We start from the raw sequence: 21,167 nt of genomic DNA on the forward strand, positions 1-21,167 counted from the left end.
TTATGTTCGCATACTTGGTAATGCCCGAAAAAATCACTATTTTGGCGGGCTTAGTTTTGTTCGGTCTTAAAACGAAGTTTTTACTCGAATAACTACTCCTTTTCACTTGACTTACTACCACTAGACTCATTCGAGATATAATTCCTTCAATTGCGACACAAACTTGCCGAGTTGCTTGCGCTATGCGTCGGTAAGGTTATCTGCCTCGCGCTTATTCATCATCGTAATCAGCAGAATCAAATGATGGCTCTCGATATCCACATAAAAAATCCGAAATCCACCACTCTTGCCACCTTTAGCGTCTATCTTAGAATAACGAAATTTCCTAAGTCCATTCGTATCCTTCAAAACAACGCCTTTCTTAGGTTCAGACAGCAGTATCTGCTCGACATTATAGTAATCTTCGCTCGTAAATCCTAACTTCTTGGTGCTACTATCAAACTCATCAACGTAAACAAATTCTCTGGTTAGATGCATATTCTTCGTCTCGCTTTCTTTTAGTATACCCTACCTAATAGGGTAAGTCAATTTTTTATGTTTCCTAACTATACTAAAGAAGCTCCCCCAGAAATCATGTCATTCCCCGCTTACATCTGGCATCTCTTACACCAAAGATCTGGCAACACGGATACGTATGTCTTATCAAACGTCATCAAATCATACAACATTTTATCATAATAACCAAATTCGTCCTCATGTCCCAACAAGTCATTCGTCGCTTTCATTCGACCAAGAGCATCGTGCGCCATGTCTTTGAGCGCAGGAATAATATACCCCGTAATCTTGATTTGTCCAAACGCCGTGGCCAGAACAACCTGATCCGACTGCCAAACATCCTGCTCACTCGCCGCAACCAATTTAGCAAGCGATCCTTCATCCATATCTTTCGGAGCAAAATACATCATACCCCACTGATCCTCCACGATATGCCGCGGAAAATCCGATAAACTAATCCCCTCCACTTCCTTATCCTGAAAAAATTCCTCCAGAGCAACCAATACATCCGCGCCCTCATCACTGCCAAACGGCGCTTCCTCGTCCCCACAATCAAAATAAAAATCAGATTTGAAATGCGCCACAAAATGCGGATGGCTCGTCTTGCGGTCTGGCCCAACTTCCGGATCATCAAAATACATGTCAATTGCCATTCTATTCGTCTCCTCTTCACGCTTTATTTGTGATTTTTTATACAATCCTATTCTATCAAACCAAACCCGAAAACAAAAGCCATTCCCCATTGAAAAAAAGTGCGCAATATTGTAAGATGAAAGCAGTTTTCAATTAGGGAAAGAGGGATTATCATGGCCAAGTTATTACTTATTATTCCATTTATTTTTATATTAGTCGGAATGCCCTTTGCTAACCGAATCCAGCCGATGGTTCTTGGCATGCCGTTCAATCTATTCTGGGTTGCCGCGGGAATCCTACTCTCCACATTTATTTTAGCCATCGTCTACCATTTCGATAAACAAAATAAGGGGGAAGAACAATGATTGCACTCCTCATTTTAACCGCTTTTTTCCTGCTTACCTTGGTCATCGGAATCAGGGCACGCCAAAAACAGAAAATGAACCTAGAAAACTGGGCAGTCGGCGGACGCAGTTTCAACACCGTTTTCGTATTTCTACTCACAGCAGGCGAAGTATACACGACGTTCTCCTTTCTCGGCGGAAGTGGCTGGGCTTACTCCAAAGGGATATCAGCAGTTTACGTCATGGTTTACATCGCCCTATCTTACGTTACGTCCTACTTTTTATTACCGCTCATCTGGAAATACGCACACGAACACCGACTTGTTTCCCAATCCGACTTTTTCGCGAAAAAATATAACAGTAACCTGCTCGGCGTGGTTGTTGCAGTCGTTGGTGTCATCGCGATTATTCCGATTGTGGTCATCCAATTAAAAGGACTCGGCATCATCGTTTCCCTGACATCTTACGGCGCGATTCCAATGAAAGTTGCTGTTGTCGTCGGAACCATCGCTATCATCATTTATTCCGTCATCTCCGGTATTCGCGGCATCGCTTGGATTGCGGTTCTAAAAGACTTCATGATTCTTGCGGTTATCGTCTTCATGGGCATCTATTTACCAATTCATTATTACGGCGGTATCGGCCAAATGTTCGACCAAATTGCGGCAGTAAAACCCGAACTACTCACGTTTCCGCATACGACGTACACCGTGACTTGGTTCATCTCGACCGTCCTATTTTACGTGCTTGGTTTCTACATGTGGCCACAAGTTTTTGCGTCGACATTCACTGCCAAAAACGCGCGAACCTTCCGTAAAAATGCGATTATCAGTCCCATTTATACATTAATGCTCTTATTTGTTATTTTTATCGGACTTACCGCTGTTTTGCAGGTTCCAGGACTTGAAGGTGATGCGAGCGACCTTGCCTTATTACAACTCGCGATGCAGACATTTGATCCGTGGTTTGTTGGTATCATTGGCGCGGCAGGCATGCTCACCGCCCTCGTTCCTGGCTCGATGCTACTCATGAGTGCAGCGACTTTACTGACGAAAAACATCATTTACAGCTATAAACCAAATACACCCGACGCTAAAATTGCGAATTTATCCAAGTTTTGCGTCCCAGTTCTCGCGATTATTTCTTGTTTATTCGTTTTTCAAGGTGGGAATGCCTTAGCTGCAATTCTACAGGTCGGCTATAGCTTGATTGTGCAACTTTGTCCGTCGCTGTTTGCCAGTCTGATGAAGCATAATCCAGTGACAAAACAAGGTGCGCTTGCGGGAATTGTCGTCGGTATCTTGATTACTATTTTCATCAGTAACTACAGCATGACGCTGGCGACGCTACTTCCAGGTGCACCAACTGCGATAAGTGATATTAATATCGGTTTCTTGCCGTTAGCAGCAAACGTTATCGTGACGTTGATTGTGAGCCTCCTGACACGAAAAAAACTCGGAACAGACACGATTTAATGTCTGCTCCGAGTTTTTCAATTCTGCCTTCGTCTTGTGTCCATTCGCGAAAGTCTCTCGGCTTCCTTTAAACGGAGTGGTGTATCCGCATTTTCATGTACATCACTATGACTTGGCATCTTTACGTCCCAATGAATGGGAGTGCTTGACTCTGGTATCTTTTGCTCCATGACCGCTGCATGTACAGCTTTTTGCGTGTCTAAAATCACCGCACTGGTCGCATCAAATCCTGAAGAAAAACTGAGAGTCATCATAATAACAGCGCTGATTTTAAAAATTGTAGTTTTCTTCATGACGGCCTCCTATCAGATTGTGAAGTTAAGAAACTAGTATAACAGATAGGAACCTCTTGTATCATGAAAAAATGATAGTATTTACATAATTATTTTTTAATAATCAATCCATATCAATCGTTGTTTTCTTCTTCGTTAAACGTAGAATCGTGTAGTACACCACTCCAACCGCAAGCCATGAAATTCCAATAATTTTCGCGAGGTTATCGAGATTAATCATCACGTACAGAATAATTAGGAAGCCAATCACTGGCACCACCAAATGTAGCAAGTAGTTTTTCGATTTCATTTTGATGATGTAATGGTAAACCACCGAAACGTGAATCACCAGAAACGCTGTCAATGCACCGCAGTTAACGATGGATGATAAGATACCAATATCATTTACAAAGATAAGTCCGACAACTAACGATACGAAACCAACCATGAGTGTACTCAGATATGGCGTTTGGAAACGCGGATGCACTTTTGCAAGGAATTTCGGTAAATTCTTATCGCGCGCCATTCCGAATAGAATCCGTGAAATAGCCGCCTGTGCTGCGAGTGCATTCGCAAATCCCCAAGAAAGAATCGTCGCGATAATCGTTACATTTTTCAAGAATGGTCCGCCAGCTTCTCCCGCAATTTGGTAGAACGCTGTATCAATATTGTCAAAATTGAGATAATCTGGATGTATCAACGCCGCAATGTACGTCTGAATGATGAACAAGAATCCAACCAACATCAGCGCCCACAAAATCGCTTTTCCGACCGTCTTATTGCCACCTTTTGTCTCCTCCGCAAGCGTGCTAATTCCGTCAAAACCTAAGAAACTAAGCACGGCAACTGACACCGCGGTCATCACAAACGGCAAGTTGAAATCAGCGGCATTATAAATCGGTTTCATCGTCACGCCGTCACCCGCGCCATTCGAAATCGCGACAACGCCAACCGCAATGAAAATCGCGAGTACAATCAATTCGCCGACAAGGAAAATAATGTTCGCCCGCGCGGTAAACGCAATTCCGCGAATATTAATCCAACTGTTCACCAAAATAAAGATAACCAGCCAAATCCAAACCGGCACATCAGGCACAATCGCTTTTAAAGAATTCGCCGAGACCACATAGAGTAGCGCCGGTACAAAAACGTAATCCAGCAAAATCATCCAGCCTGCGAGAAATCCGACTGTTTTGTTAATTCCACGCTGAGCATAGGCGTAGACCGAACCAGCGATTGGAAAAGCTCGCGACATCGAGCCATAGCTAAGCGCCGTAAAAAGCATTGCGACCATACCAATCATATATGTAAGTACGATCATTCCTTTCGATGCCGTGACAACTTCTCCGTAAATGCCAAATGGGGCAATCGGTACCATAAAAATCAATCCGTATATAACTAAATCTTTCAATGTTAACGTTCTCTTTAATTCTTGCTTGTAGCCAAAAGACTCCAAACTCCCTTTTTCTGGTTGTGCCATCTTAGTTCAGCTCCTCTGTGCTCCATTTTGTAAGATACGTAAGTGGTAATTCCATTCGCGCCGTTTTATTCGGATCGACGACCTGACAAACACGTAAATTCGCGGCCAATGATAGCAAATGAGTCGCGTTTCCTTTTGATAAATCCGTGTATTGTTCTACAAATTGAACCATCTGCTTCGTTGCCATCACGCTTGCCTCGTCCAATGTTTTCGCAGAACCAATCGTCGCCAAGTTTCCATCACGAATTAAAAACGGTGTCGGCCAATCTTTATTTTTAAAAACCTTCACTGTGACTGTAATATCGCAAGGCACTTCCGCCCCACAAACCGAAACTTCACCGTCACCCATCGCCGCATGACAGTCGCCCATCGCGAGCAATGCCCCCGCCACATTCACAGGCAGAAACAACGTCGTTCCTTCACCAATCTCCTTACAATCCATGTTCCCACCATGCGCGTCAGGCGTCCCGCAGGAAACCGCGTCCCCAGCAGGAGCCGTTCCAATCACACCAATCATCGTATTCAGCGGTATATCTATCTTTTCTGAAAACTTAATCGCGCCGTTTTCAATCGGCAAACGGCGAATCGTGTTCTCCGTCAACTCATCACCCATCACGCCCGAATCAGGTCCTGTAAATAGCGTCGCCGTGTCACCGATGTCCAATTTATCAATCGTCACCGCGAGAATATCGCCAACCTCCGCGCCCTCTACATAAACCGGCCCAGTCGCTGGATTAATCCGATTCCAGTCCAACTTTTCAAATGCGCCATGTTCCTCTGTAATTTGGTCCTCAAAACAGTCATACGCTTCAAAAATAAGTCGGTCGCCATCTTTTGCTGTTGCTATTGGTTGATTCGCTTTATCCATCGCATAAATCGGCGCGCCTTTTTTAATAATCTGTACCATTTCTATGTCACCCTCTCCACTTGAATGCATCTATCTTATAGCTAAATTCGCCGTTTGTCAATGTAGATTTTTGACAATTGCGAACATAAAAACTAGACACAGAATACACACATCCATGTCCAGCTTATTATTCTATGCCATCACTTCTGAAATCGGCGTAAAGCTTTGCGACTGATCCTTCGCAATCGAATACCTATTTACTCCAATATAATAGTCGCTTTCCTTGTCCAATCGAACGTGATACCGTATGGATTTTTACGATTAAACGCCTTGGTAGCCCGCCCTAACATGACCTCTGGATGCAAAAAGAATGTCATATATTTCGTGCTATGCCGGAAGCCTTCACCAGCATCATTTCTCGCAATGATTGTAATGTGCGTATACATCTTCGTACTCTCAGACACTAATCGAATCTGAAAACCATCCATCTTTTCTTGAAAATGAAGTTCCCGCATAGTACCATCACCCCTCGCTAATTATATGTATATAAGCCTTTTACCACAAAAATTAACATACCAAACAAAAAAACACTATACAAAATTCTGCACAGTGTCACATTCCTTATTTTTTTGAAAAGTACGCGCTCACTTTATAACTCACTCGCTCATCCTTGGTCGAGGCTGTATAAATCGCGGCAATAAACACCGTAATCATCTCAAAAGCAACCAAGATAACCGTCGCTTGAACACCCATTCCGAGCCAAAAAATCGCCCAGTAAATGCGCAGTGCCAGAACAAGCATCGTAATCCATGCCCGCCCTTTATTTTTCGGTATGAAATCAAAGACATGCGAGGCCAAAGCCACGAGTACAAACCAAAACAATTGGCTAACCGTAATCACAAAATCCGCACCCCTACGCGTTTAATTGTTTATCTAACTTCTCTTTAAAAGCCATAATCCTATCAAAAGCAATCACAAAATCAAAATCACTCATGCTATAATTGCTCACAAATTCGCCATCACGATAGCGAATCATCAGCGAAGGACGAACCGTGTCACCAATCGCATCCTTGCTCGTAGCGCCACCATAAAACACCCAATGCGTCGCAGTTGGTGCATTCTCTGATTTTTGCGCCAGATCCGTTTGCACCGTCGACACAATAGTTTCTTGTAACGCCGCGTCTAAATCCCCTTCTACATAACCATACCAAACCGTGCGATAATACCGAGCCTCCGATTCATGCGTTTCATCGAATAACTTTTTCATTTTTGTATCCTCCTCATGTCTCAATTAAAAGCGATCGTTCAACCCAATGCCATCCATAATCCGGTCCACATTCTTCTCAATCCGCGACTCCCGCGTCTTCGCTTGTTTCGGCGACGCAAAGAACAGGATATACGCCCGCTGACGTCCCGGAGTCAATCCCTCAAAAGCCTCTCTAAAAGCCGGCATTTCATCGAATTTCTGCTGTAACTCTTCTGGAATTCCAACTTCCTCCTGCTTCTTAAATTCCACTTCCGCCCCCGATTTCTCAACGGCAATCGCTTCCTCCATGTAAGCCTTAATAATTGGCTCCATCTCCACAACCTGCTCCAAACTCGTGAACCGAATCTGGCGCGCCGACTGCACATTCGGCGTTTGCTGAATTAAAATACCATTCGGATCCTTAAACAGCACACCCTTCATAAATAAAATCGCAAAATACTCCTTAAAACCATGTATCAAAAAAACATTCTTGCCCTCAGACATGAAACAAATATTTTTCCATTTAATATCTTCCGTTACACCACATTCCAGCGCCATTCTTCTCAATTCTGCAAATTCGTCCTTATACCTCTTCGCTTTACCCAAGTACTCATCCACTTTAGGCGTCATTTCACCTGCTGCCATCAAAGAACACCTCACTCTAAAATTCTATACTGTATCACGTGTTATTTTAACTTAATTTAGGAGGACTTGCAAATTTGGCTGAAAAGTTTAGCTCAAATCAAGATTACTGTTCTATCTTTTAGGTTGCCGTACACTTCCCTTAATATAAACAGGATTTAATCCATAAGTTTGTCCTTAATATCTCCATTCAATATCCTATCTCTTAATGTGTTGACTCTTGTTTCAATTAAATCACGGGTAACACGAAAATCTTCTATTGTTCCACCGCTAGGATCATCTAAACCCCAATCCTCACGGTACTTGGCTGGTACATAAGGACACTCTACTCCGCAACCCATCGTAATTAAAATATCAAGTTTTTGAGGAATATCCTTCAATAGTTTTGGATGTTGCTCAGAAGTATCTATCCCAACTTCATTCATAGCAACAACTGCTAACGGTTTTACTTCTGGATATTCTTCGGTACCAGCGGAATACACTTCTGAAATATCACCTAGTACTACTTTTCCCCATGCTTCTGCCATTTGCGAGCGACAAGAATTATGAATACAGATAAATGCAATTTTTGTCATCTAAACACCTCTTCCTTATTTTATAGGGATACAATAAGACTCCATTTCCCGAATAAAACCACTGTCATCAAATGTATATATGTCACATGCATTGATACAAGATATTTCATCCTTTTTCCCAAAAAACGCCAGGCCGCTTATGACAACCTGATTGTTTTGTGTAATTATATTTTTGATGTCACATTTTGTAGTCACGGATTTAAAGTAAGCACTTGTCTCCTCGCATTTACCAATCACGTTTTCTATTCCTGTGATCGTACCTTCACCAATAATATGCCATTCAATGGAATCAGATAAATATGGGTATATCTCCTCGAAGCGTCCCATTGAGAATGATTCAGCAATAGCTTGTTTATTCACTATGCAAAGCCTCCTATCATGATTTTTAGCATACAGATTGACATGCTAACCCTCCAATTATCTTATGACGCTCTATACTCTATTATACATTGGAAGTAACGTATTGCCAGTTTATTTGATTTCAAACGAGAGCTTCTTTGAGTTAGTTAAATAGCTTAGAGGGCTTTTTCTTCCACCAAAAAGACACTGAATAAACTATACTCAGTGCCTTTATTCTATATTTGTCTTTGTAGCACCGTCACACACTCCACATGTGTTGTTTGTGGGAACATGTCTACAGGCTGAACGACTTTCGCCTCGTAACCACCGTCCGTCAACACCAACATATCCCGCGCTAACGTCGATGGATTGCACGATACATAAACAACCCGTTTCGGTTTCATTTTCAAAATTGTCTCAAGTAGCGCCTCGTCACAGCCCTTGCGCGGTGGATCGACAACCAGCACATCTGCCACGATACCATCTTTAAACCAAGCCGGAATCACCTCTTCCGTCTTCCCAACCTCGAAGGTGACATTATCCATCTTGTTCAACTTGGCATTCGCGCGCGCATCCTCAATCGCTTGTGGCACAATTTCCACGCCGTATACCTGTTTCGCCCCTTTTGCCAAGCACAGCGATATCGATCCAATGCCACAATACGCGTCAATCACCGTTTCCTCGCCCGTCAACTCCGCCAAACGCAGCGCCTCCGCATACAAAACCTCTGTCTGCTCCGGATTCACCTGATAAAACGACCGCGCCGAAATCGCAAAAGAAATCCCGTGAATCGTGTCCATAATGTACTCACGACCCCACAAAACATCCGTACGATCCCCAAAAATCACATTTGTATTCGCCGCATTCACATTCTGAACAAGCGATGTCAAACCAGGGATCGCCGTCTGCAACTCCGCCACAATCTGCTCCTTATTTGGAAAATTCGGCTTCGTTGTCACCATCACAAGCATCAATTCACCCGTCGTCGTCGCAAAACGCGTCATCAAATGGCGCAACACACCTTTTCGCGTCGTTTCATCATACGGTTCAATATGGTACTTCGCAAAAACACCACGCGCAATCTGAATCGCTGCATCATTTTCCTCATGCTGAATCAAACACGTATCCATATCAATAATCTGATGCGAGCGCTGCTGATAAAATCCCGCGACCAATTTCCCGTTCACAAACCCAACTGGAACTTGCGCCTTATTCCGGTAACGCCAAGGCTCCGCCATACCAAGCGTCGGCAATACCTCTACGTCCTGCTTCCCAATCCGCTTCATCACCTGCGCCACTTGTTTTTGCTTCACGCGTAATTGCCCGTCATAACTCAGATGCTGCAACTGACAACCACCACACTGCGAATAAACAACACAAGGCGGCGTCACCCGATCCACACTTTCCTTCGTCAACTCGATAATTTTGCCAAATCCGTAGTTCTTATTCGTCTTAATCACCTTAATCCGCGCCGTTTCTTCCGGCAAACCCTGCGGCACAAAAATCGGATAACCATTTATCTTCGCGACAGCATTACCATCATGCGTTAAATCCTCAAAAACAACATCAATACACTCATTCTTACTCACTGGAGCACCCATATTTGCCCTCCCTCATCATATCTAGACTCTTCACATTATACCAAAAAAAAGGAGAATAGAACATACGCAAAAAAAATCGGCGACAAACGCTCGCATTCAGGCAGTTTGGCGGACTTCCGGTTCTCATGTACACTCGTACACGTAGCTCTCCGGCTTCCACTAAACTGCCTGAATACAAACGCTTTCGCTCGATTTGTGTAAAGCAAAATTCACATCCTACTCAAAATCAATAATTAGGATTCTTCTGCTCTTCATTTTTCCTTAATCACATATTCCAATCCAACTGGTTGCGTAATCTCCTCATCACTATCCCCTTTAAAGAAAGCAAGCGATGTCTTTTCGGCGCTAAACTGATATTCCAACTGTCTAGGATAGGCAGTCACCGTTTCACCTGTCGTCACATTAAATTCATCTTCTAAATACTGACTCGATATCTTCGGATTGATACCCAAAATTGGCGCAACTTTCTCAGCAAGTCCACTAGAATAAATTGTTTCTAGTTTCTCATTCACTTGCATCGTTGTCCCCGCTTTTGCCGTCAGTCCAAAGCTTTTACCCGCCGTTTTATCCAAGGTTCCATTCAAAATCGAATAGCTCGTCAAAAAACCATCCACTTTGTCATTCGTATATTGGAATGTTGCTGGGTTCATCACCGTTGATACCTTGTTCGCAAAAATTCTAACTCGGAAACGATCCATTGCTTGATATTTCGCATCCACTTTTGCCATTTTTGTTAAAACGGCTTTATTCGTTGTATCGAGGATTAAATCGCCATTGCTTGCGATGCTCGTTACCGTACTGTCCCCTTTGATAGGAACGACCAGATTCGGCCCAATCGCAATGCTTGTGTTCGTCTTAATCCACGTTCTATTACTATCCATTAATTTCGCTTGATCAACCTCAGGCATCACTTCTTCCGCCTGCACATTCCAAAATATAAGAAAGGCTGCACCCCCGATGGCTATGCATGCCAACAAACCAATAATAAAACGGCTTACACGACTGCTTTTCAAGTCGCAAACACCTTCTTCCTTGTTTCTAACTGTCTCATAACAGCTTCCACCATTATATCGCATTTTACGGATTAATACAAGTTCTTTACAAAGATTACAGTTACGCCAGAATATATTACAAAAAACCGAATGAATCTCAATGTCTCAGAGTCATTCGGCCTGTCTGTTTGTTTACTAGTCAATCATTTCCATTTGTTTATTATTTAGGTCCGATGCTGGAATATCCGCCACGTTTGCAAAGAAGGAAATGTGTTGCTTCAAGTTTTGGAAGGTCATCGGTGTTTCGCCGCCGAGTTCCCCGTCCAAATTGATCAACATCTGTTCCTCTGAATGCACAATAACCTTCTCCGACTTCACATAAATCACGTTTGGCTCCTTGATATGATCTCCTCGTAAAGCCAGTGTCACCAATCGAATAAACTCCGCCAAGTTCACTTTTTTCACGATAATCAGTGAAAATTTGCCATCATCTAGTTTAGCATCCGGCGCAATTTTCTCAAAGCCGCCAATCGAATTCGTAAGTCCAAGCAAGAAAAACATCGCTTCGCCTTCAAAAATACCATCATCGTACTCGACCTTCACTGGTGTTGGCTTGAGTGATGGCAACATTTCAATGCCTTTCAGATAGTACGCCAGCTGGCCAATCATCGTCTTTAAACGACTCGGAACATCATACGTCAGCTCGGTAATCCGTCCACCACCGCCAATATTGATAAAATACGTGTCATTCGCTTTTCCAATATCCATCGCGACGCTAGCGCCCTTTGCAATGATCTCCGTCGCCTTAATCACGTCCCGCGGAATCTTCAATGCCCGCGCAAAATCATTTGTCGTGCCAGTCGGAATAATCCCTACTTTCGGCCGGTAATCCTGCTCTGCGATACCATTAATAACCTCATTTATCGTGCCATCGCCGCCCGCTGCAACGACTAAGTCATAGCGATCCTCAACAGCCTTTCGCGCCTCATTTTTTGCGTCATTTTCCGCTGGTGTCGTCGCATGGGAGCTCGTTATATATCCTGCATTTTCCAATATCATTAGCACATCAGCCAAGTTTTTCTTAATAATTTCTCGCCCTGATGTCGGGTTGTAAATCACCCGCGCTCGTTTTTGCATAGTATATTCTCCGTCCTCTCAAATCTGAATACAAACGCCAATCCCGTTCTGCTCATTTGTCTCAGCCCCGAATACTTACCATTATACCAAATTACTACTCAAAAACCCATTTTGAAGATAAGCCAAACGCAAAAAAAGTTACTAGGAGCGTATCGATGCCCCCAGTAACTCTGTATACTATTTAACGTTTGTTCATCTCATCGACTAAAATTTCGTTTACCATTGTTGGATTGGCTTGACCTTTTGTTGCTTTCATAACTTGTCCAACTAGGAAACCAACCGCGCGATCTTTTCCGTTTTTGAAATCGGTCACGGATTGCTCGTTTTGGTCAAGGATACCAGAAATGATGCCTCTTAGTTCGCCAGCGTCGGAAATTTGAATAAGACCTTTCGCTTTCACGACTTCCTCTGCGTCCCCACCGTTCGTGATTAACTCACGGAAAACTTTCTTCGCAATTTTGGAAGAAATCGTGCCTTTTTCGATAAGTCCAATCATGCCAGCTAGGTTTTCAGGTGTTAATTTCGTATCGGCAAGTTCTTGTTGCTCGGCGTTTAAATAAGCCGAAACTTCGCCCATTAACCAGTTAGATGCTTGTTTTGCATCGGCACCTTTTGCGATTGTTGCTTCAAAGAAATCGGACATCTCTTTTGTTAGCGTCAGTACCATCGCATCGTATGCTGGGAGGCCTAAATCCGTAACGTAGCGCGCTTGGCGTTTATCTGGAAGCTCCGGAATTTCAGCACGAATGCGTTCTTTCCAAGCGTCATCAATATATAAATCTACCAAATCTGGCTCTGGGAAATAACGATAATCGTCCGAACCTTCTTTAATACGCATCAACGTCGTTTTACCAGTTGCTTCCTCAAAACGGCGCGTTTCTTGTTCAATAATGCCACCAGCCATCAAAACTTCTGCTTGGCGCTTGATTTCATATTCGATACCTTTACGCACGTTGTTGAAGGAGTTCAAGTTTTTAAGCTCGGTTTTCACGCCGAATTCTTCTTGACCAACTGGACGAATCGAGATATTTGCATCACAACGCATCGATCCTTCTTCCATTTTTACATCAGAAACGCCTGTGTATTGGATGATGGATTTGATTTTTTCAAGGTAAGCATAAGCCTCGTCAGCCGTACGCATATCTGGCTCAGACACGATTTCAACAAGCGGCGTACCTTGACGGTTAAGATCCACAAGTGAGTAACCATGCGATGTATGCGTATTTTTACCTGCATCCTCTTCTAAATGAAGGCGTGTGACACCGATACGCTTCTTCTCGCCGTTTACTTCCACGTCAATCCAGCCGTGTTCACCGATTGGCTTATCGAATTGCGAAATTTGGTAGGCTTTCGGATTATCCGGATAGAAATAGTTTTTGCGGTCGAATTTCGTATGTTCTGCGATTTCACAGTTGATTGCCATCGCTGCTTTCATGCCGTATTCTACTGCTTTTTTATTCAAAACTGGCAAGACGCCTGGCATTCCAAGGTCGACCACATGGGTATTGGTATTCGGTTCAGCGCCAAAATGAGCAGGTGCCGGCGAAAAGATTTTGGATTCTGTTTTCAATTCTACATGGACCTCAAGTCCGATTACTGTTTCAAAATTCATATGTCTCGCCCTCCCCTATAAACTTGGTTTTTCTTTATGGAATTCTGTAGCTTGTTCAAACGCATGTGCGACACGGTAAATCGTTTTTTCATCGAAGTAGTTACCAATCACTTGCAAACCGACTGGCATACCTTCTGAAAGGCCACAAGGAACCGAAATCGCCGGAAGTCCAGCCAAGTTAATCGGAATCGTCAACAAGTCATTCAGGTACATCGTGATTGGATCATGAATCAAGCCACCGATATCAAACGCGACAGTTGGCGCACTTGGGCCGATAATAACATCGTAATCCTTAAACACATTCGCGAAATCTTGCTTGATCAACGTACGTGCTTGTTGTCCTTTTTTGTAGTAAGCATCGTAATAACCTGAGCTTAGGGCAAAAGTTCCAAGCATGATGCGGCGTTTTACCTCATCGCCAAAACCTTCTGCGCGTGATTTTTTGTACAGTTCTTCTAATGTATGCGCGTTTGGTGAACGGTAACCGTAACGGACGCCATCAAAACGAGCAAGGTTAGAAGATGCTTCACTAGATGCTAGAATATAATAACTCGCAACGCCATATTCGGAATGAGGTAATGACACTTCATCCCAAGTCGCGCCCAAGTCTTCTAATGTTTTCAATGCTTTTAGAACCGCTTCTTTCACGCCTGGTTCCACGCCTTCACCGATATACTCTTTTGGTACACCGATACGCAGGCCTTTAATATCCCCTGTCAAATGAGCAGCGAAGTTCTCCACTGGTTGATCGATCGACGTTGAGTCATACGGATCCACACCAGAAATTGCTTCTAACAAGTACGCATTATCTTCCACCGTACGCGTAATTGGTCCAATTTGATCAAGCGAAGAAGCAAAGGCGATTAAACCATAACGGGAAACGCGGCCATATGTAGGTTTCATCCCAACAACACCACAGAATGCAGCAGGTTGACGAATCGAACCACCAGTATCTGATCCCAATGAAAATAAAACTTCACCAGCGGCAACACTCGCAGCACTACCACCCGAAGAGCCACCAGGTACTTTGTTTAAATTCCACGGATTCGTCGTTGTTTGGAAATAAGAATTCTCCGTTGACGAACCCATCGCAAACTCATCCAAGTTTACTTTTCCGATATTGATTGTTTGCGCGGCTTTTAATTTTTGCATAACCGTTGCATCATAAATTGGATCAAAGTTCTCCAAAATTTTACTTGCAGCAGTCGTACGTAAATTTTTCGTCACGATATTATCTTTAATCCCGATTGGAAGACCAGCTAGCATATTATTCGGATCAATCCCAGCATCCCCAAGTTCTTCCGCAACATCTAGCGCTTTATCACGATTTAACGTAATGAACGATTTCACTTTATCCTCAACAGCATCAATGCGGTCAAATGATTCTTTCACAAGATCGTATGGCGCGATTTCTTTTTTCACAAGCTTTTCATGTAAATCTTTTACCGAATGCTCAAATAATCCCAAATTAATTCCCTCCTGATTTGTCTGAATTAGTCTTCCATAATTGTCGGTACTTTAAACATGCCATCTTGTTTATCAGGCGCATTCTTCAGCACTTCTTCGCGCGGTAAGCCTGCAATCGATGCATCTTCGCGTAATACATTCGATACTTCAATCGCATGCGATGTCGGCTCTACATTCGCCGTATCTAGCTCATCTAATTTCTCCACCATGTGAATGATGTTCCCTAATTGTTTCGCAAAGTTTTCCGCCTCTTGGTCACTCACTTCTAAACGCGCCAAGTTCGCCACTCGCTCTACTGTTTCTTTTGAAATAGTTGTCAAAATTTTTCCTCCTTTAAATAGTTGGATTCTCCCAGCTAATTTGATAGGTAACTGAGCCCACCTTTTATAGTGTAGGCTCTACATCTTGCTTTAAACAAATCGAGCGAAAGCGTTTGGATACCGCAAGTTTGGAACGAATAACCGCTCACTTTGTTCACGCTTATATTGGGACTGCAACTCATTACATGCTGAACAGTCCCAACAAAGCGGAGTGTACGATTTATACACGAGAACCGGAAGTCCATCAAACTTGTGAAATCCGAGCGCTTGTCGCCGATTTATCTAGAGTATCCGCCATTTTATTTAGTCAAAGATGTGTGCTGTTGGTGTATCATCATTTGCCTTGCGTGTGATGAGCGCCGCAGTACCATCAGTTGTAGTAATATTAACCTGAATTGCCGCATTTGTCGAGAGATGTTTTCCGAGTAAATCGGTCACATACTGCGTAAATCCGATAATTTCGGCTTCTCCGTAAAATTGTAGCGGGATATCAATATTGAGGTCCGCCATCTCGCCGTCCTCATAACGAGCACGTCCAACGACACCTGTGTAGTTCGGGTAATATTTCTCGATATCGGCTTTAAAATCTTCAAATGAGGTGTTATCCGTCTTGTGATCCGATTTCGCATCCGCAGACGGTAAGACATAACTCTTCTCATCGATTGTTTTCCATTTGCCGAGACTCGCGCCATCCGCAGTTGTCGAGGCAATAAAATTACCCGGAACAACACCGTCACGCTTCCCTTGCTTATAAATCGCAATTGTGACGGGTACAGAATCCAATCCTTTGGTCGCTCTGATGCGGTTCAACACCGTCGCCGCCATTTCCTTACCTTGCGTCAGCAACGTGCTATCCGAAATGTTCTGCTCGAATGTCGCGCCGTATTTCTCCTTCTGATAATAATCCACAGAATTCATCGCCAAAGCAATCGAAATACCGCCAAGTCCAACTGTATTCTTATCCGTTTTCTTCAAATAATCTTGTTCTAAAATATGCGCCAAATAAATCGGAGCGCGCTGCTCGCCATCTTTACCATTATTTTTCGGGTTCAGACCGTCTTTATTCTTGTCACTTGAACGATCCAACCATTTCGTCAAAGTCTCTGACGTCAAATATTGCCCCTCTTGAAAAAGGTAATCATCTGGTGAATAGCTCTGTTGTGAAACCCTCATCAAACCTGATTCTAATTCATTAATATCGTAGCGGGAGTTAATATTTGAAACAACTAATCCACGCGATTTACTGGGCTTATACGGCAACACTGTTTTATAATAATCCGCGGAAATCTGATTTTTTGTCATGATACCTGTTTCCGCTTGCTTTGTGTCTTTTTTCTGTACAACCTGTTCATCCGAATTGAGGCTCGGGGCACATCCTGCAAGTAAAAGAGCGGTGCTAAGGGAAACGACTAGTAATTTTTTCATTTGTTTTGACCACCTTCATCTGGTAAATATTCCATTAATTTTTGCTCACTCCATATGGCTATCCCTAATTCTTCAGCTTTCGCCAGTTTGGAGCCCGCATCACTTCCTGCCACAACAACATCCGTGTTCTTACTTACGCTCCCCGTAACATTTCCGCCCAAACTCTCAATCAACGCCTTCGCTTCCTCACGTTTCAGATGTTCTAATTTCCCTGTTAAAACAACTTTCTGATTCGCAAAAACAAGCGCTTCTTCTGGCATCAATTCCAGTTTTGGACCTGTATACATCATGTTCACTTCGGCTTTCTCCAACTTCGCTAACAAATCGTGCACTTCTTCGTTCTCAAAATAAGCAACAATCGAGTCCGCCATCTTCTCACCAATATCAGGCACCTCAATCAAAGCTTCTTTCTCAGCTACACGTAACGCGTCCATCGTTTCAAAATACTGCGCTAAAACCTTCGCTGCCTTCGCGCCAACATGACGTATACCAAGGCCAAACAGCAGCTTCTCCAATGAATTCTCGCGGCTTTTATCAATAGAAGCTAGTAAGTTCTGAACAGACTTCTCGCCCATTCTCTCTAATTCTACCAGTTTTTCGCCCGAAAGGAAAAACAAATCTGCTACATCTGTAATTAATTTCTGTTCAAAAAGCTGAACGACTACTTTTTCACCTAAACCGTCAATGTTCATCGCATTACGCGAAACAAAGTGAATCAGGCCTTCCTTTAGCTGAGCGGGGCACTTTGGATTAATACAGCGCAAGGCAACTTCGCCTTCCAAACGAACCAGCTCACTCTCACACGTCGGACAATGCGTCGGCATGTGATACGGGACTTGTTCTTCCGTCCGATCTTCCTCCACCACGCGAATCACCTCTGGAATGATGTCGCCCGCTTTTTTGATCAAAACGGTGTCACCAATCCGGATATCGCGCTCACGAATTAAGTCCTCGTTATGAAGTGAAGCCCGACCAACCGTTGTCCCAGCTACACGAACCGGTTCTAAAATCGCGGTCGGTGTCACAACGCCGGTACGCCCGATGCCAAGTTCGATATCTAGCAGTTTCGTGGCGACTTCTTCGGCTGGGAATTTATAAGCAATTGACCAACGCGGCGACTTCGCGGTGAAGCCAAGCGTCCGTTGCTGTTCCAAGCTGTCCACCTTGATAACAATCCCATCGATATCATACGCAAGTCCTGAACGAGCTGCCGTCCATTCCTCTATATACGAAAAAATTTCTTCTAAAGACTGGCACAACCGGCGTTCTTTATTCACCTTTAAACCTAATTTCTCTAACCGCGCCAAGCCTTCGCTATGTGTCGCGACACCCATATCACCGAAATCCGCCACCGCATATAAGAAAATATCTAAGTTTCGTGATGCCGCAATTTTCGTATCTAATTGGCGCAGAGACCCAGCCGCCGCATTACGCGGATTAGCAAAGACCTCTAGGCCATCTTCTTCTCGTTTTTCATTCAGTTTTTGAAATGACTGCTTTGGCATGAACGCTTCTCCGCGGACTTCAATCGTGAACGGTTCTTTAAGCGTCATCGGAATCGATCGAATCGTTCTTAAATTCGATGTGATATCCTCGCCAACCGTTCCATCACCACGTGTTGCCCCGCGCTTATACTTCCCTGCTTCATATTGCAAAGAAACCGCTAAACCATCAATTTTGAGCTCGCACATGTAAGCTACGTCCTCGCCCACTTTCTCACGTACGCGGCGGTCAAAGTCTTGCAAATCCTCTTGGTTGAACGCATTGCCCAGACTGAGCATCGGCGTTTCATGCGCCACCTTCTGAAAACCAGCAAGGACTTCCCCACCAACACGCTGCGACGGCGATTCTGGCGTCACCCAATCCGGATTTTCCTCCTCCAAAGCAATCAATTCATGCAAAAGTTGATCATAGAGGGAATCCGGGGACGTTGGGTTATCCGCGACATAGTATTCATAGCTCAGCCGCTCCAGTTCCTTTATTAATTCTTCATAACGTTCTCTTTCAGCCATTTCGCTTCACCTACTTATACTTTTTCAACAGGCGCAAATTCCGCCAGCAATCGTTTTACTCCAGTTGGACTCGGGAAAGCAATATCAAGCTCCATGTTACTTCCCGTTCCTTTCACGCTGACAACCGTTCCGACGCCCCATTTCTTATGACTCGCCTTGTCGCCAACCGTCCACGCCTCTTTCTCCGCGCCAGACGAACTATAACCAACCACCGATTTGCTATGCATAGATGACTTGGCAAACGGCACTTCCGTCAAACTATTCTCATGCGCCATTTCAATCAAATCATTGGGAATTTCATCAATAAAACGCGATTCCTTGTTCGCTGTCGAACGTCCGTATAACATCCGCGAATAGGCACTCGTCATATACAGTTCCTCTTCCGCGCGCGTGATACCAACATACGCCAGCCTGCGTTCCTCTTCCATCTCATCTTCCTCAAAAAGCGCTCGGCTATGCGGGAAAATCCCTTCCTCAAGTCCCACTAAAAAGACAACCGGGAACTCCAAACCTTTCGCCGAGTGTAGCGTCATGAGCGTCACCGCGCCACGAGACTTGTCCTCTTCATCCAACTTATCCACATCCGCAACAAGCGCCAAATCCGTCAAAAAGCTAATCAGCGTCTTATCATCGCTTTCCTTTTCAAAGTTTTGCGTTACCGACAAGAACTCATCAATATTCTCCAAACGCGTCTGCGCCTCAATCGTCCGCTCGTTTTCAAGCATCGCGCGATATCCCGATTTCTCAAGAACCTGCTCCACCAGCTCCGTCACCGACAAATAATCCTGCATTTGCGTGAAGCCTTTAATCAAATCATGGAATTCCACCAATTGTTTCGAAATCTTCGCCGATAACCCGACCATCTCGATCCGATCCAGCACTTCAAAAACCGTCAAATCATACGCCGCCGCAGTATTCGCGACTTTATCCATCGAACCCGCTCCGACACCACGTTTTGGTACATTAATAATCCGCGCTAAACTAATGTCATCATCGTTGTTCGAAATCAGGCGCAAGTAAGCCAACACATCCTTGATCTCCTTACGATCATAGAACTTCGTGCCGCCAACCATCTGGTACGCCATATTCGACTTCATGAAGAATTCCTCCATCACACGCGACTGCGCATTCGTCCGGTAAAGAATCGCGAAATCCGATAGCGGACGATTCGTCTCCTTGACAACCTCTTGAATTTTCCCGACCACGTACGAAGCTTCTTCCTTCTCCGTTAACGCCTTGTGATAGAAAATTTTCTTACCTTCATCGTTATTCGTCCACAAGTTCTTCGGCTTCCGATTACTATTGTTCTCAATCACGCGGTTCGCAGCTTCCAAAATCCGCTTTGTCGACCGGTAATTCTCCTCCAACAGGATCGTCTGCGCATTCGGATAATCCTTCTCAAACGACATGATGTTCGTAATATCCGCACCACGCCAGCCATAAATCGACTGATCCGAATCCCCAACCACACAAAGATTACGGAATCGCGCCGCCAACAATTTCACTAAAATATATTGCGCATGGTTCGTATCTTGATACTCATCCACATGAATATACTGAAATTTCCGCTGATAAAACTCCAACACGTCCGGCACTCGCTCAAACAACTGAATCGTCACCATGATCAAATCATCAAAATCAAGCGACTGGTTCTTTTTCAACTTCTTCTCATATTCCACGTACACATCCGCAACCATCTGATCAAAAAAGCCAAATGCTTCCTTCTTGTACTCCTCCGCGTTCATCAGCTCGTTCTTCGCATTACTGATCGCCGCCAAAATCCCACGCGGTTCAAACTTCTTCGCATCCACGTTCTTATCTTTTAAAATGCCCTTAATAACCGAAAGCTGGTCCCCGCCATCCAAAATCGTAAAATTGCGGTTAAATCCAATCCGCTCAATATCTCGGCGCAAAATCCGCACGCACATCGAGTGAAACGTCGAAATCCAAATCGATTCCGCTTCTGGCCCAAGCAAATTACCAACACGCGCTTTCATCTCACGCGCCGCCTTATTCGTAAACGTAATCGCCAAAATATTATAGGGATTCACGCCACGCTCTTTCATCAAGTAAGCGATACGATGCGTCAAAACACGCGTCTTCCCACTTCCTGCCCCAGCCATGATCAAAAGAGGTCCCTCTGTAGCTTGGACCGCCTTCTTCTGTTGTGGATTCAATCCTTTTACTAAATCTTCCGCATTTAATTGCATTTTATCCTCACACCGCCAATACAAACATTTGTTCTTATTTTAA

General features: G+C 44.0%; 22 protein-coding genes. 2 read left to right on the plus strand and 20 right to left on the minus strand.

From position 1 onward, the window contains the following. Positions 1 to 180 precede the first annotated feature (180 nt). The gene (locus tag DUK53_RS16165; RefSeq protein ID WP_052164881.1) at positions 181 to 477 is read right to left on the minus strand and encodes a hypothetical protein; all 297 of its coding nucleotides are present in this window, start codon (positions 475 to 477) and stop codon (positions 181 to 183) included. A gap of 110 nt (positions 478 to 587) precedes the next feature. Further along, complete coding sequence (locus DUK53_RS16170) at positions 588 to 1,148, minus strand: hypothetical protein (RefSeq protein WP_036131563.1); 561 nt, start codon at positions 1,146 to 1,148, stop codon at positions 588 to 590. A gap of 153 nt (positions 1,149 to 1,301) precedes the next feature. Between DUK53_RS16170 and DUK53_RS16175 the strand changes: the two genes are divergently transcribed. Both DUK53_RS16175 and DUK53_RS16180 read left to right on the plus strand, forming a co-directional pair. After that, positions 1,302 to 1,493: a DUF3311 domain-containing protein gene (locus DUK53_RS16175; RefSeq protein ID WP_036131567.1), complete on the plus strand. Its 192-nt coding sequence runs from the start codon at positions 1,302 to 1,304 to the stop codon at positions 1,491 to 1,493. Next, positions 1,490 to 2,947, plus strand: coding sequence for a sodium:solute symporter family protein (locus tag DUK53_RS16180; protein ID WP_036131570.1), 1,458 nt, complete (start codon positions 1,490 to 1,492; stop codon positions 2,945 to 2,947). Before DUK53_RS16175 ends, DUK53_RS16180 begins: the two co-directional genes overlap by 4 nt. 17 nt (positions 2,948 to 2,964) lie before the next feature. On the opposite strand, the gene DUK53_RS16185 is transcribed toward DUK53_RS16180, so the two are convergent. From DUK53_RS16185 to pcrA, 18 genes are all read right to left on the minus strand, one after another. Then, complete coding sequence (locus DUK53_RS16185; RefSeq protein WP_036131573.1) at positions 2,965 to 3,240, minus strand: hypothetical protein; 276 nt, start codon at positions 3,238 to 3,240, stop codon at positions 2,965 to 2,967. A 103-nt stretch (positions 3,241 to 3,343) separates the two neighbouring features. Further along, complete coding sequence (locus DUK53_RS16190; protein ID WP_036131576.1) at positions 3,344 to 4,699, minus strand: APC family permease; 1,356 nt, start codon at positions 4,697 to 4,699, stop codon at positions 3,344 to 3,346. Between the two features lies 1 nt (position 4,700). Continuing rightward, on the minus strand, positions 4,701 to 5,606 hold the full coding sequence (locus tag DUK53_RS16195; protein WP_036131579.1) for an acetamidase/formamidase family protein: 906 nt from the start codon (positions 5,604 to 5,606) through the stop codon (positions 4,701 to 4,703). Between the two features lie 197 nt (positions 5,607 to 5,803). Then, positions 5,804 to 6,061, minus strand: coding sequence for a hypothetical protein (locus tag DUK53_RS16200; protein WP_036131583.1), 258 nt, complete (start codon positions 6,059 to 6,061; stop codon positions 5,804 to 5,806). A gap of 106 nt (positions 6,062 to 6,167) precedes the next feature. After that, positions 6,168 to 6,446, minus strand: a complete 279-nt coding sequence (locus tag DUK53_RS16205; protein ID WP_036131585.1) for a hypothetical protein — start codon at positions 6,444 to 6,446, stop codon at positions 6,168 to 6,170. Positions 6,447 to 6,459: 13 nt separating this feature from the next. Then, the gene (locus tag DUK53_RS16210; RefSeq protein ID WP_036131587.1) at positions 6,460 to 6,813 is read right to left on the minus strand and encodes a hypothetical protein; all 354 of its coding nucleotides are present in this window, start codon (positions 6,811 to 6,813) and stop codon (positions 6,460 to 6,462) included. 24 nt (positions 6,814 to 6,837) lie between these two features. After that, positions 6,838 to 7,437 (minus strand): YdeI/OmpD-associated family protein, encoded by a 600-nt coding sequence (locus DUK53_RS16215; protein ID WP_036131590.1) that lies wholly within the window; start codon positions 7,435 to 7,437, stop codon positions 6,838 to 6,840. A 155-nt stretch (positions 7,438 to 7,592) separates the two neighbouring features. Next, positions 7,593 to 8,009, minus strand: a complete 417-nt coding sequence (locus DUK53_RS16220) for an arsenate reductase ArsC (RefSeq protein ID WP_036089850.1) — start codon at positions 8,007 to 8,009, stop codon at positions 7,593 to 7,595. 15 nt (positions 8,010 to 8,024) lie between these two features. Beyond that, positions 8,025 to 8,369 (minus strand): hypothetical protein, encoded by a 345-nt coding sequence (locus tag DUK53_RS16225; RefSeq protein ID WP_036131591.1) that lies wholly within the window; start codon positions 8,367 to 8,369, stop codon positions 8,025 to 8,027. Positions 8,370 to 8,584: 215 nt separating this feature from the next. Beyond that, entirely contained in the window at positions 8,585 to 9,949 is a 1,365-nt protein-coding gene (rlmD, locus tag DUK53_RS16230) for a 23S rRNA (uracil(1939)-C(5))-methyltransferase RlmD (RefSeq protein WP_124893105.1), read from the minus strand. Between the two features lie 251 nt (positions 9,950 to 10,200). Further along, positions 10,201 to 10,962 carry a hypothetical protein gene (locus tag DUK53_RS16235; RefSeq protein ID WP_036090016.1) on the minus strand — a complete coding sequence of 254 codons (762 nt, stop codon included), beginning with the start codon at positions 10,960 to 10,962 and terminating at the stop codon, positions 10,201 to 10,203. 174 nt (positions 10,963 to 11,136) lie between these two features. After that, positions 11,137 to 12,078 carry a diacylglycerol kinase gene (locus DUK53_RS16240; protein ID WP_036090019.1) on the minus strand — a complete coding sequence of 314 codons (942 nt, stop codon included), beginning with the start codon at positions 12,076 to 12,078 and terminating at the stop codon, positions 11,137 to 11,139. Between the two features lie 181 nt (positions 12,079 to 12,259). After that, positions 12,260 to 13,690, minus strand: a complete 1,431-nt coding sequence (gene gatB, locus DUK53_RS16245) for an Asp-tRNA(Asn)/Glu-tRNA(Gln) amidotransferase subunit GatB (RefSeq protein WP_036130630.1) — start codon at positions 13,688 to 13,690, stop codon at positions 12,260 to 12,262. Between the two features lie 15 nt (positions 13,691 to 13,705). Then, positions 13,706 to 15,157, minus strand: coding sequence for an Asp-tRNA(Asn)/Glu-tRNA(Gln) amidotransferase subunit GatA (gene gatA, locus DUK53_RS16250; RefSeq protein WP_036090026.1), 1,452 nt, complete (start codon positions 15,155 to 15,157; stop codon positions 13,706 to 13,708). Positions 15,158 to 15,183: 26 nt separating this feature from the next. Then, positions 15,184 to 15,477, minus strand: coding sequence for an Asp-tRNA(Asn)/Glu-tRNA(Gln) amidotransferase subunit GatC (gene gatC / locus DUK53_RS16255; protein WP_036077618.1), 294 nt, complete (start codon positions 15,475 to 15,477; stop codon positions 15,184 to 15,186). 303 nt (positions 15,478 to 15,780) lie between these two features. Next, entirely contained in the window at positions 15,781 to 16,902 is a 1,122-nt protein-coding gene (locus tag DUK53_RS16260) for a CamS family sex pheromone protein (protein ID WP_036130628.1), read from the minus strand. Then, the gene (gene ligA, locus DUK53_RS16265; protein WP_036130624.1) at positions 16,899 to 18,914 is read right to left on the minus strand and encodes an NAD-dependent DNA ligase LigA; all 2,016 of its coding nucleotides are present in this window, start codon (positions 18,912 to 18,914) and stop codon (positions 16,899 to 16,901) included. The genes DUK53_RS16260 and ligA overlap by 4 nt, the downstream gene beginning before the upstream one ends. Before the next feature lie 14 nt (positions 18,915 to 18,928). After that, positions 18,929 to 21,124, minus strand: coding sequence for a DNA helicase PcrA (gene pcrA / locus DUK53_RS16270; RefSeq protein ID WP_036090033.1), 2,196 nt, complete (start codon positions 21,122 to 21,124; stop codon positions 18,929 to 18,931). Positions 21,125 to 21,167: the final 43 nt, after the last annotated feature.

Source organism: Listeria sp. SHR_NRA_18, assembly GCF_003856515.1.
Taxonomy (GTDB): Bacteria; Bacillota; Bacilli; order Lactobacillales; family Listeriaceae; genus Listeria_A; species Listeria_A newyorkensis.